This is a genomic window from Paenibacillus phytohabitans, assembly GCF_013141775.1.
GTDB lineage: Bacteria > Bacillota > Bacilli > Paenibacillales > Paenibacillaceae > Paenibacillus_AQ > Paenibacillus_AQ phytohabitans.
Map to the genome: position 1 here is coordinate 91,466 of NZ_WHOB01000097.1, position 12,962 is coordinate 104,427.

10 protein-coding genes are annotated in these 12,962 nt (G+C 53.5%); 8 read left to right on the forward strand and 2 right to left on the reverse strand.

The features are described 5' to 3' along the window. Window positions 1-11 precede the first annotated feature (11 nt). The 3 genes from GC101_RS34025 to GC101_RS34035 are packed head-to-tail and all read left to right on the forward strand — an operon-like array spanning window position 12 to window position 1,944. Entirely contained in the window at window positions 12-752 is a 741-nt protein-coding gene (locus GC101_RS34025; RefSeq protein ID WP_171720907.1) for an amino acid ABC transporter permease, read from the forward strand. Next, window positions 745-1,503, forward strand: a complete 759-nt coding sequence (locus GC101_RS34030; RefSeq protein WP_171720908.1) for an amino acid ABC transporter ATP-binding protein — start codon at window positions 745-747, stop codon at window positions 1,501-1,503. Before GC101_RS34025 ends, GC101_RS34030 begins: the two co-directional genes overlap by 8 nt. A gap of 15 nt (window positions 1,504-1,518) precedes the next feature. Continuing rightward, window positions 1,519-1,944 carry a GNAT family N-acetyltransferase gene (locus GC101_RS34035; protein ID WP_171720909.1) on the forward strand — a complete coding sequence of 142 codons (426 nt, stop codon included), beginning with the start codon at window positions 1,519-1,521 and terminating at the stop codon, window positions 1,942-1,944. Window positions 1,945-2,467: 523 nt separating this feature from the next. On the opposite strand, the gene GC101_RS34040 is transcribed toward GC101_RS34035, so the two are convergent. Together GC101_RS34040 and GC101_RS34045 are read right to left on the reverse strand one after the other, a co-directional pair. Further along, window positions 2,468-4,300, reverse strand: coding sequence for an alpha-glycosidase (locus GC101_RS34040; protein WP_216626861.1), 1,833 nt, complete (start codon window positions 4,298-4,300; stop codon window positions 2,468-2,470). Window positions 4,301-4,555: 255 nt separating this feature from the next. Next, entirely contained in the window at window positions 4,556-5,239 is a 684-nt protein-coding gene (locus GC101_RS34045) for an SOS response-associated peptidase (RefSeq protein WP_171720910.1), read from the reverse strand. Window positions 5,240-5,371: 132 nt separating this feature from the next. Here GC101_RS34045 and GC101_RS34050 point away from each other — a divergent pair, with 132 nt between their 5' ends. The 5 genes from GC101_RS34050 to GC101_RS34070 all read left to right on the forward strand — a co-directional run bounded on the left by GC101_RS34050 (window position 5,372) and on the right by GC101_RS34070 (window position 12,911). Beyond that, window positions 5,372-5,866 (forward strand): 2-thiouracil desulfurase family protein, encoded by a 495-nt coding sequence (locus GC101_RS34050; RefSeq protein ID WP_171720911.1) that lies wholly within the window; start codon window positions 5,372-5,374, stop codon window positions 5,864-5,866. A 270-nt stretch (window positions 5,867-6,136) separates the two neighbouring features. After that, window positions 6,137-7,288 (forward strand): cysteine desulfurase family protein, encoded by a 1,152-nt coding sequence (locus GC101_RS34055; RefSeq protein ID WP_171720912.1) that lies wholly within the window; start codon window positions 6,137-6,139, stop codon window positions 7,286-7,288. 88 nt (window positions 7,289-7,376) lie between these two features. After that, the gene (locus tag GC101_RS34060; protein ID WP_039300903.1) at window positions 7,377-7,898 is read left to right on the forward strand and encodes a PRC-barrel domain-containing protein; all 522 of its coding nucleotides are present in this window, start codon (window positions 7,377-7,379) and stop codon (window positions 7,896-7,898) included. Between the two features lie 14 nt (window positions 7,899-7,912). After that, window positions 7,913-8,122: a hypothetical protein gene (locus GC101_RS34065; protein ID WP_039300906.1), complete on the forward strand. Its 210-nt coding sequence runs from the start codon at window positions 7,913-7,915 to the stop codon at window positions 8,120-8,122. Between the two features lie 277 nt (window positions 8,123-8,399). Further along, on the forward strand, window positions 8,400-12,911 hold the full coding sequence (locus tag GC101_RS34070) for a carbohydrate binding domain-containing protein (RefSeq protein WP_171720913.1): 4,512 nt from the start codon (window positions 8,400-8,402) through the stop codon (window positions 12,909-12,911). The last annotated feature ends 51 nt before the right edge of the window (window positions 12,912-12,962 follow it).

Sequence of the window (12,962 nt, forward strand, 5' to 3'; positions counted from 1 at the left end):
CGGCCGGCGCGATGCCTAATATATTTGATCTTGAGCTGGTCTTCACCCTGATTCCCAAGCTGCTGAAATACTTGCCGGTTACGCTCGAGCTGACGGTGATTGCCATGCTGGCGGGGCTCCTTCTGGGGCTTCTGCTGGCGATCATTAAGATGAAAAGAATCCCCGTGCTCTACCAGATCAGCGCCGTGTTCATTTCGTTTGTCCGGGGAACGCCCATCCTGGTTCAGCTGTATTTGTCCTATGCCGGCATTCCGCTGATCCTGAAATATTATAACTATTATCATGAAACCAGCTATAACGTGAATTCGATTCCTTCGATTTTTTATGTGCTGCTGGCCCTGTCGCTGAATGAGGCGGCGTATAATTCCGAGGTGATCCGTGCGGCCCTGCAGTCGGTGGACAAAGGCCAGATTGAAGCGGCACATTCGCTGGGTATGACGTATGGTCAGGTGCTGCGGCGCATCATTCTTCCGGAGGCGTTTATCGTAGCCCTTCCTACACTGGGGAATGCCCTGATCGGGCTGATGAAGGGCACCTCGCTGGCCTTCGTCTGCTCCGTGGTGGAGATTACTGCGCAGTCGAGGATTCTGGCCGGGAATAATCTGCGGTTCTTCGAGTCCTATTGTTCCCTAGCCCTAATCTACTGGGCGATGACGATCCTGATTGAACAGGCGATTGCCCTGCTGGAGAAGCGGCTGGATATTGACTTCAAAAGCCTGAGAAAACGGAAGGGAGATGTCATCCTTGATTGAGATCCGCGGGTTAACGAAGTCCTTCCACAAGCATAAGGTCCTGGATCAGATCGACCTGACGATCCGCAAAGGGGATATAGTCGCGGTCATCGGGTCTTCAGGCGCCGGCAAATCCACCCTGCTGCGGTCGATCAATCTCCTGGAAGTGCCGGACGCAGGGACGATCAGGCTGGACCAGCTGCAGGTCGATTTTGCCCGGAAAACGAAAGCGGATGTGCTGGAACTGCGGAAGAGCACGGCGATGGTGTTCCAGCAGTTCAATCTGTTCCGGCAGAAGACGGCACTGGAGAATGTGATGGAGGGTCTGATTGTCGTCCGCAAGGTGCCCAAGGAAGAAGCGCGGAAGATTGCCGCCAGGCATCTTGCCGGTGTGGGGCTGTCCGACCGGATGCACCATTATCCGAAGCAGTTGTCCGGCGGACAGCAGCAGCGGGTGGGTATCGCCCGGGCGCTGGCGATGCAGCCGAAGATTCTGCTGTTCGACGAGCCGACCTCGGCGCTTGATCCGGAGCTGGTCGGCGAGGTGCTGGATACGATCCGCAAGGCGGCGGAGGCAGGCAATACGATGCTGCTGGTGTCGCACGAGATGAGCTTTGTCCGCAAGGTAGCTACGCGGGTGCTGTTTCTGGACCAGGGCGTAATCGTGGAGGACGGAACGCCGGAGGAAGTCTTTTCCCGTCCGAAGTCGGAGCGCACCAAGCAGTTTCTGGCGAATTATTACCGGGATCAGGAACCGGAATTCACTATTTAATGAAGAGGAACGCAGATGACATACACTTACCGGAAAGACCGCACGAATATCGACTGGGCACAGGTCACCGTCCTGCTGAACGGCTTCGGCTTAACCGACTTCACTCCGGCACAGACGGAAACGGCCTTCAGCAACAGTGCGGTGAATGTATTCATCCTGGATGGAGATAAGATCATCGGGTGTGGAAGAGCCTTATCCGACGGGATTTCGCAGGCGGCGATCTATAACATTGCTGTAGACGGGGCGTACCATCACCAGGGTCTCGGTAAAAAGCTCATCGCGCTCATCCTGGAGGAGACGGCGGACTGCAATGTTGTTCTGTATACGCATCCCGATACGGTCTCCTGGTATGAGGAGCAGGGCTTCAGGAGAATGAAGACGGGGCTGGCGCTGTATCATCCGGATAAGATCACAGCAATAGCGCGGATGGGATTTATCTAACCAAGCGCTATCTGCGCCGGGGAAATAAGTGGATAAACGACATCTAAAGTTGGGGGATTTGCTGTTTGCGCAGGATTAGTTGGACAAACGACACTTAATTTCACTGACGCTGCCTAATAACGGGGGATGGGATGGAAATAAGTGGCGTTAATCCACTTGTTACCCGTAAAGTGAATTCCAAGGGATGAATAGATGCTGAAAATCCACTTATTTCGGGCGGTGTGGCAAAACTGGCGACCAGCAAGTGTCTACAGGTGCGTACGGCGAACCTGAGTCGCGAAACGGTATACGAAGTGCAAGGCGACTATATGTTTGTCCAGGCAATGAGGAGAATCGGCAAAGTGAGCAACCGAATAGTGTGCGCGAGTACGGAAACGATGAAGTGAGCGGCCGGAAGTCCCTGCGATTACAGTGCGGAGGCGTTCATAGCTGCAAACATCGCTGTCAGCATGCAAAGGAGGTGTCCCTGCAGCCAGTAATGGCTTCAGGAACACCTCTTTTTTTTGGCAGCCTGCCGGGTCAATTAATTCTCAGGCTTCGCACCATCATCCGCAGCCTCAGCCACACTCCGCAGTATCCGGAACCCCAGCGGTTCCAGCGTAATGCTGATTCCGTCGCCGTCCATCTCCACCGGCTCACCGCTGAAGGCGTCCTGCCAGCTGCCCCCGGTGAATGATTGCTGAAGGGTTAACGGTTCGCTGGAATTGTTCATCCAGACAGTAAAGCGGCTGTTGTCATCAAACCGTTCATACACGAGGCCCCGGCTATCTCCATCACTCTGCAGGAAACGGAAGTGACCGGTACGCAGTACCTCATGTTCCTTGCGCAGGGCAATCATGCGCTGATAGAAGCTAAATAGCTCTCGGTCCTGACGGTCCTCCTCCCAGATCATACATTTACGGCAATCCGGGTCATCTTCTCCCGTAAGTCCGATTTCATCTCCATAGAAGATACAAGGCGTTCCGGTAAAAGTAAGCAGGAAGGTGACTGTCAGTTTCAGTCTCCGGGTATCCCCGCCGAGCCGGGTAAGAACTCTGGGGGTATCATGGCTGGCGAGAAGATTGAACAGCACTTCATTGGCCTGCCGCGGGTACCGCATTAGAAGCCCATAGATATGGGAGGCGAAGGCCGCCGGCTCCATCTCCTCTCCCCGGAAGAACTCCAGCAGCCGGTCAGAGAAAGGATAGTTCATTACGGAATCGAACTGATCCCCCTGCAGCCAGCTGAGGGAGTCGCTCCATACCTCACCGATGATGAACGCCTCCGGGTTAATCTCTTTGACCGCCTGGCGGAATTCGCGCCAGAAGGCGTGATCCACCTCGTTAGCCACATCCAGCCGCCAGCCGTCGATCTGGACCTCGCTGAGCCAGAAGCGGGTGATGTCCAGCAGATATTCTTTGGTTTCCGGGTTGGCTGTATTCAGCTTGGGCATCCCGGCGAAGAAGCCAAACGTATCGTAATTGGGATTGTCACCTTCGGCCTTAACCGGATAATCATAGATATGAAACCAATTGGCGTATTTGGAGTCTGCCCCCTGTTCAATTACATCCTTGAATGGCAGAAACTCCGCGCTTGTATGGTTGAAGACGGCATCCAGCACTACCTTAAGCCCTTTGGAATGGGCCAGGCTGACCAGCTGCTTCAGCAGCTCCAAATCCCCGAAGCTGGAGTCGATCGTTCCGTAGTCTACCGTATCGTATTTATGGTTGCTGGGAGCCTGGAAGATAGGTGTCAGATACAGCGCCGTTACGCCAAGCTCCAGCAGATAATCCAGATGGTCGATAATGCCCTTCAGGTCTCCGCCAAAAAAGCTGTCACTCGCCGGCGTAGCGCCCCATTCGAGCGTTCCTTCAGGATCATTCGCCGGATCGCCGTTGGCGAACCGGTCCGGCATGATCTGATAGAAGACCGCGGACTTCGCCCATTCCGGAACATGCAGCAGATCCACCTCGTGAATATAAGGCATTTCATAATAGCCTCCGGGAGGCGTAGGCTGCTCTTTCCTATAGAAGCCGGATTCAACCATCCATACCGTCTCCGCATCCGTTTCCAGGCGGAAGCCGTAGGAGAAACGTTTGCGTTCGGGCGTTACCTCAGCTTCCCAGTAATCGAAATAGGCATCTGAACCCACCTTGAGCATTTCCAGCTCCTGATGATGATGCTCCCAATCGTATTTATCGCCCGTTAGCGCAAATACCCGTTTCACATTGTTCTTTTTGCTGCGCAGACGCAGGTGAAAGGTAGTGCTGTTATAAGCATAGGCCCATTTGCCCTGCGGAGAATGATAGAGGCACTCAAGCTCAATGGAGGTGCCTGGTGCTGTTGCTGATGTCAGTGCATGTCTGCTGATAGCCATGTCTATTCCTCCTGGGATCAATAATGAATGGATATAATAACGAATGAATTATGAGCTTTAGTTAATACCCGGGATAAATAGGAATTAAACACCAGATTGAAGGGTTATGAGATGGGAAATAATGGGTGATCGGGAGCGAAGATAGAGGGCTTACAAAGGTGGGGATTTCCGAATCATACAGCCTCATCTGGTCAAAACAACTGCCGGTCAGCAGATGGATGACCGGCAGATAATACCGGGATAGAGTGATGCAGCCTAGCCCGCATCTGCCCCGGCTCTGTTAATCAGCTCCTGGTAGTCATTGCGCACATTGCCTACGGCTGATGAGACGGGATAAGCCAGCATCTGCCTTGCATCATAAGGCTGCAGCAGCTTCATCAGGGAGGGGATATCCTGATTGCTGCGGTCCAGCCACTGTGCTTCCGCGTCCTTGCCCAGAATGACCGGCATCCGGTCATGAATCTCCTCCATGAGGCTGTTCGCAGCTGTGGTGATGATGGTGCAGGTGGCGATTTTGTGGCCGCTTGGGTCTGTCCAGATATCATACAGGCCGGCCATGGAGAAGAGCTGTCCGTCCCGCAAGGTGATGCGCAGCGGCTGCTTGCCGCTCTCCTTGACCTGCCAATCATAGAAGCCGTCTGCCGGAATAATACAGCGGCGGGACGATACAAGCCCTTTAAATGAAGCTTTCTCCAGCAGCGATTCACTGCGGGCATTGATTAGCTTCGCAGCGTTCTTATCCTCCTTGGACCAGGAAGGCAGAAGCCCCCAGCGTAGCTGGCCAAGCTTATTGCGCTTGCCGTCATGAATAACCGCCGGAATATACTGCATCGGAGCCGCGTTGAACTTCGGTGCATAATGGTCGAAGGAAGGATCGCCGGTGAAATACCTGGTCATCAGCTCTTCCAGTGTTACGGTAATTGTATATCTTCCGCACATCTTATCCGTGCCTCCCTTTAGTGGCTGCCAGTTTACAGCATGGCCGCTTCGTGCTATGCTGCCTATATTTCTCATGATAGCATTACATTATAGAGGAAGAAACTTAGGGATTGTGAAGGAGGAGCGGCGGCTATGATTATCGTAAGTTCCTGCCTGGCCGGAATGAAGGTTAGATATAACGGCACGGATTGTCTGAATCCGGGCATCCAGCACCTGCTGGACAATCATCAGGCGGTTGCCATATGCCCTGAACTGATGGGCGGCTTCTCTACTCCCCGGGAACCGGCTGAGATCATAGGCGGCAATGGCAGGGATGTACTGGAAGGACAGGCCCGGGTGATCGACAGAACAGGCAATGATGTAACTGCAATGTATATAGAGGGAGCCTATGCCGCACTGGAGCAGGCAAGGAGCTTATCGGCAACTCTGGTGGTGCTCAAGGAGAACAGCCCGTCCTGCGGCAGTTCCATGATCTATAACGGAGAATTTTCCGGTGTGAAGGTGCCGGGAGAAGGTGTAACCTCAGCGCTCTTGCGGCTGCACGGGATTGAAGTGATCTCCGAGGAGCAGCTGGCTGCGCGGTTGCCGGAACTCGGGGCTGACGAACCGGCCAAGCCAGCAGAATGAGGGTGCCGGGGCAGAGGAGAGCGATGTCCACGATCAATTTTCCCAAGTAATACTCCATGGACAAATGTTACAATATTGTGTTTATTAACAGGTGGTAAAAGGGCTTGTTCAGCAGTATAATTGAGTAGTCCTGCAAGTGGAAACGGCCTTGCCGTTCTCTCAAGGACGGTACCGTTTCAGCGAGAAATAGAAGGGAAAATTATCGTGTGAAGCATATAAATTCTTATATTTTAAGAAAATCCTGAATTTCAAGAAGCGGAGAATCTCGTCATGAAACCCATCTATTTGGACCACGCCGCCTCAACACCGGTTCATCCGGAGGTGGCTATGGTTATGTACAATATGTTATTGAACCAGTATGGCAATGCGTCCAGTGTGCACCAGTTCGGACGGTCGGCCAAAAGAATTGTAAATGGAGCGCGCGATAGGATCGCGGGCTTTTTGGGCTGTTCCCCTGATGAGTGGGTGTTCACCAGCGGCGGTACAGAGAGCGATAACCTCGCCCTGTTCGGCGCAGCCTATGCTTCTATTCATAAGGGTAAACATATCATTACCACAGCAGTAGAACATCATGCGGTGTTGCATACATGCGGACAACTGGAGCAACAGGGCTTCGAGGTTACTTATCTTCCCGTAGATTCCACAGGACTTGTCTCTCTCCAGGATGTGGAGTCTGCCCTGCGTGAGGATACAGTATTGATTAGCGTAATGTTTGTGAATAATGAAGTGGGAACTGTACAGCCTATAGAAGAGATTGGCAGATTAGCGGCCGGGCGGGGCATTCTTTTTCACGTGGATGCTGTACAAGCCCTGGGCACGCTGCCTATGGTGCTCCGCGAGCTGCCTGTCGACTATATGAGCTTCTCGGCCCACAAGATTGGCGGTCCGCAGGGGATTGGCGGATTGTATGTCCGGCGGGGAGCGCCGCTGCAGCCAAGGCAGCATGGCGGACTTCAAGAGCGCGGCAGACGGGCAGGTACGGAGAGCCTGGCCAGTACAGCCGGCTTCGCCACAGCAGTAGAGCTGGCAGTAGGCGGACTTGCGGAGCATCATGAGCAGGCGGTCAGGCTGCGGAGCACACTGCTGCAGGAGCTGGACAAGCATACCGGAGCCGGCGGATATGTAATTAACGGAAATGAACAGCAGACGGTGCCCGGAATTCTGAATGTAAGCTTCCCGGGTGCGAAGACAGATGTGCTGCTGATGAATCTCGATATGGAGCGGATTGCGGCCGCCAGCGGTTCAGCCTGCACCTCGGGCTCTCTGGAAATCTCGCATGTCCTGCAGGCGATGAAGCTTCCGGAAGAACTTTTGAACTCGGCGATTCGCTTTAGTACAGGTTTGGGTAATACTAATGAAGAAATGCAGGTTGTTGCCCAAAAAGTTGGAACCATCTTAAACCGGCTGCGTACTAAAGACTAGGCATTTTTGCGGTCTGGCATCCGTTTGGAAGGTTTCTAGCCTCAGGGAACTCGTAAGTACTATTTAAGGTGAGGGGACTTTGGACGCCATGAAACTTCAAGATATGATTGGCCTCACCGTATATGAAGTTGAAGAAGGTACTGAAGTCGGTGAAATAATCGATATTGGACTGGATTCAAACTGGAACATTACGGGTATTGAACTGGAAAGCAAAACTTTTTTCTCCAGTCATGTGAAAGTTGTGGCATGGGATGATATTGTCGCTTATGGCGAAGATGCTGTCATGATCCGCAATAAAGAGTCGATTATTAAGACCGACGCTGACCATATACCCTATACTTTCCTCTTGGGAAAGAACAAGTTGAAGGATTTGCAGGTGCTTACAGCATCCGGAACGATACTTGGACGAATATCGGATGTTTATTTTGACCAAAAGATGGGAAACACAATAGTAGCGCTGGAAATCAGTGACGGGCTTGTAACTGATTTGATCGAAGGCCGCAAATGGCTGCCTTGTTCTGAAGGAATGTCTATCGGGGAGAATTCGGTACTGGTTCCTGCGATGAGCGAAGAACGGCTTCAAAAAGCCATTAATATTGTTAACGGATAGGTGGAATGTATTATATGAAGTGTCCAAACTGCAACTCCAAGGATATCGGCAAGATCGGTTCCCACCAGTTCTATTGCTGGGGCTGTTTCATCGAACTAACGGTCAACGGCGAGAAAATGTCGGTTTATCAGGTTGAAGAAGATGGCACGCTCAGTTCGCTTGACGATCTGTTCTCGGGTGAAGATGTTGCACAGGATTTCCCGCAGATCCATGCATCCTCCTGAACCGGTGATCACATCGCTCAATTAACCACTGGGTACATATTATAAAAATTAGCGTCAATTTCCTTTCAGCGTCTACTCTGCTGAGGGTTATTGACGCTTTTTTGTGCGCGTTACTGCTTTTGCAGCGCTTTTAGCTAATATCCTAAATCCAGCTTACAGAACTTGTATCTTTGTTATCCAAGCTAAGAAATTGTTATATAAGCGCTCAGGCGGCGAATCTATACTGGATAAGACCGGACCCAAGAATTGCCGGAACTATCAGCAGGGAGGAATTGAATTGCAGCGCAGAGCCATAGCAATACTTCTGATCGCACAGCTTATCGTATCTATCTTACCGGGAACACCGGTTAGTATGGCCGCCCCGGCGGAACCGCAGCAGACATCAGCCGCAGCTTATCCGGATGTAATACAGCACTGGGCGGGTGATGCCGCAGGCAGATTATCAGCAGACGGTATCCTGAAGGGATACGCGGACGGACTATTCCATCCGCAGGCACCGGTTACCCGGGCAGAACTCGTAATGATGCTGAACCGGGTATTTCAATATACTGCCCAAGGAACAATCTCCTTTGTTGATGTAAGCGATTCCGCCTGGTATGCGGAGCCTGTTATGAAGGCTTATCAGGCCGGAGTAGTGAACGGAACCGGCGGGGACAGATTTATGCCGGATGCGAAGGTACAGAGGCAGGACGGATTCGTCATGCTAAGCCGGGCTTTTCAGCTTGAAGCTTCAGCCGCTCAAGAACTGACGGCCTTCAGTGACAACGGTCAGGTGGCGTCTTATGCATCATCGGCAGTGGCTTCAATGGTTGCCGCGGGGTATGTGAGCGGTGATCTGGACAAGCGGCTGAATCCGCGTGCACCGCTGACCCGGGGCGAAGCTGCGGTCATCCTCGATCATATGATTGGCTGGATCAGCCCGGCTGCGGGAGAATACACGCCGGGTGAGGTCAAGAGCAATGCGGTTGTAAACCGCACCGGGGCAGTACTCCAAGGCAGCAGCATTGCCGGATCGCTTTACGTAACTGAAGGTGTAGGCGAAGGAGAATTCCGCGCCAGCAGGGTTAACGTGACCGGCAGGGTGCTGATCAGAGGCGGCGGAGTGAATTCCGTAGTGTTTGAGCAGTCGGAGCTTGGCGCAGTAGTTGTTGACAAAAGCGGCGCTCCTGTCCGGCTGGCTTTGAATGGAGATACGGCAGCGGAGAGCATTAGCGTGCGTCAGAAGTCGATGATCGAGGTGTCTGCCGGTTCGAAGGTCGGGCAAATAACCATCGGACCGAAGGCGACAGGTTCCAGTATCGTGAACCACGGAACCATCACCCTGCTTGAAGTGGAGGCAGACGGCGTTCTGCTGAACGGCCAGCCTGTTGCCAAAGGCTCGAAGCTGGAGCGGCCCGGCAGCGTTGCGGCAACGCCAACAGCAACATCAACGCCGGCACCGGCAAGCACAGTAACAGTAAACACAGGGTCTGGCTCATCGACGGCAACGCCGGCAAGCACACCAAGCCCCGCTGCATCAGTGGCACCAACTGCTGTACCAACCAGCACTCCTACGGCGACTCCGCAGCGGCCTGTTGAGCCGGCAGATGCCTGGGAGCTGGTATGGAACGATGAATTCGATGGCGAGGCCATTGATACAGCGAAATGGAATGTGCAGGACACCGGGCTTGTGTATAACAATGAGCTGGAATATTACCGGCCGGAGAATGCAGGGCTGCAGGAGGATGAAGGGAATCAGGTGCTGGTCCTGGAGGCGAAGAATGAATCCCATCAGGGCAAGAACTATACCTCCGGCAAGCTGACCTCCAAGCTGAAGGGCGACTGGACCTACGGCAAATTCACGGTCCGCGCGAAGCTTCCGGTCCAGCAGGGCATGTGGCCGGCAATCTGGATGATGCCGACCGATGAGCTGGAGCAGTACGGGCCTTGGCCGGGCAGCGGGGAAATGGATATTATGGAACTGACCGGACCGGTCGCAAGCGATCCGGACAACGCAGGTAAATATCCGAGAACTGTCCATGGATCGCTCCATTATGATTCTCCTCATCTGTCACAGACGGATGAATATCTGCTGCCGGAAGGCCAGACCTTCGCTGACGGATATCATGAATTCACGATGGAATGGCTGCCGGGCCTGATCCGTTATTATGTGGATGGAGAGAAGTACTTCGAGACCAGAGACTGGGGAACGAAAGCGGAAGGCCAGCAGGATTATTATACTTTCCCTGCGCCGTTCGACCGTCCGTTCTATATGATTCTGAATCTGGCTGTTGGCGGGGACTGGCCGGGCAATCCGCTGGATAGCTTCCAGTCCGACAAGATGTATGTCGATTATGTCAGAGTGTATAAATATACCGATATGGCCAATTGGCCTGATGTGACCGGTAAACGCGGGGAGGGCTTGCCTCCGGTAACCGCACAACGTCCGCCGCTTCCGGACGGCAACCAGATTTACAACGGCGATTTCAATGGTACTGTGAACAGCTCGGGGCTGCCGGAGAACTGGGACTTTATTCTGAACACCGGCGGACAGGGAGAGGCAAGTGTGGTGAATGACCCGGATAAAGGTGCAGTTGCCAAGGTTGCCGTAACCCAGCCGGGTACACAGAATTATGCATTGCAGCTTACGCAAATGCCGCTGCTGCTGGAGAACGGGAAGGCCTACAAGGTAACCTTCGATGCGAAGGCGGACGCAGCAAGACCGTTCATGACCAAGCTCACCGAATTCGGCGGCGGCTGGACGGCCTACTCGAAGGAGCGTACCTTCCAGCTCACGGAGGAGTGGCAGACCTATGAATATACCTTTAACATGGGTAATTCCTCTGACAATAATGTGCGCTTCGAATTCAATCTTGGCCTCGACACCACTGCTGCTTACTTCACGAATGTGAAGGTAGTGGAGACCGAACCTTTGCCGGTGATTAGAGAGCCGCTTCCGGACGGAAATCTGATCTTCAACAGCGGCTTCGATCTCGGGGAAGACCGGATGAAGTATTGGACTTATGAAGTGGCGGCGGGTTCTGGTGCAGGCGCAGCAGCTAGAGTTACGAATGAGCTTGTGTTCCCTATAATGGACCGTAAATTGGTTAGCAGCGTTCAAGTCCCGGGTGCGGATGCAGGATCGGTGAAGCTGTCGCAGAGCGGGCTTCCGCTGACTCCGGGAACCGCCTACGAGCTGAGCTTCGACGGGAAGGCGGACCGGAATCTGCCGGTTCAGATTGGGCTCGAAGCAGGGGACAGCAGTGTCAATTATGCTGCAGGGACAGCCGTTGTCCTCACGGAAGAGAAGAAGCACTACAGCAAGATCATTGAACTTGGTGCAGATGCCGGGGCAGAAGGAAACTTGTCCTTCCTGCTGGGGGAATCCGCGGGACTGGCAGAGCTGGATAATGTCCGGCTTACGCCGAAGAAGAATCCGCCTGTAATCTCCGGATACCTTCATTTCCAGGCGGACAGCTACTGGAATACGGAGGGTACCTCACTGATCGCCGGCGGTGAAGGTACGAAGGATATTACCAGTGTGGATGAAGGCGATTATACCGATTATAAGCTGCGGGTTGCTGCGGGCGGAACCTTCGTACCAGTAGCACGGGTGGCAAGTGTCGAGGAAGACTCCGAAGTAGTCATTGAAGTGCTCGACCAGTCAATGCAGGCGGTGGCGGAACCTTTCCGTGTTGCTATCGGCAACACCGGCGGACTCCAAAGCTACCAGCCGATCAACAGTGCTGCACTGACCCTTCCGGCAGGAACCTATTATCTGCGGATCAGCGGCCAGGGCTACAATCTGGCCTGGCTGGATCTGTCCCGGGAGATGGTAGCGGGCGGCAGCTTTGACAGCAAGAGCATGGAAGGCTGGACCCTGTTCAAGAAGGACTGGGATGACAGCGATCCGGTCAAGGATACGGTGGCGTACGCTGTATATGGCAATCTTGAAGTGAAGCTTGGCGGAACGGGGGATGAGTCCTGGAATGCCCAGTTGAATCTTAGGGGGCTTACGCTGGAAAAAGGCAAAACCTATCAGCTCAGCTTCGATGCCCGCGCGAGTCTTGACCGGAGTATTCTTGCACTGATCCAGCATGACGGGAATGCGGACGGCAACTGGTCTGCAGCTTATCTGGAGCAGGCGGCTGTTCTGGGCGGAGAAGACACCCGCTATACGTATATGTTCATCGCAGGGGCAGACGAACCATCTGCCATCCTGCAATTCTCCCTGGGTAAAATCGATCAGGTGCTTGGTGAACATACCGTTACACTGGACAATATCTCGCTCATCCGGGTACATCCGGCGCTGGCAGGCGGACCTGTCCAGGAGAATATGATGGCTAACGGTGATTTCGCCTCCGGTACCGCAGGCTGGAATTTGTATTCAACAGACAGCGGCGAGCTGAGCATTGCGAATGTGGAGGAAGCGCTGCAGATTCATGTAGGTACGGTTGGCAGCAATTCCTGGGACCGTCAGGTCTTCTATGAAGGCCTGGCGTTAGAACAAGGCAACCGTTATACCTTGACCTTCAAGGCGAAGGCAGAAGCAGCGCGCCTAATGAATATCAGCATCGGCTGGCTGGATGCCGCGAACAATTACACCTGGCATGGCTACACCAGCGCGATTGTGGATCTTACGAACGGGGACAAGCTCTACACCATCGTGTTCGATGTGAATGAAGCCAGTACGGAGATTGGCCGGATTTCCCTGGAGCTTGGGAATATTGCCGGGGGTGCGGCTGGTAACCTGAATGTTCAGATTGACGATATCCTGCTGGTGAAGAGCGGGGAGATCCCGGCAGAATAAGCGTTACAGCAGCATAATTACACCTGCCTGCACAGCAGGCAGAATAGAGCA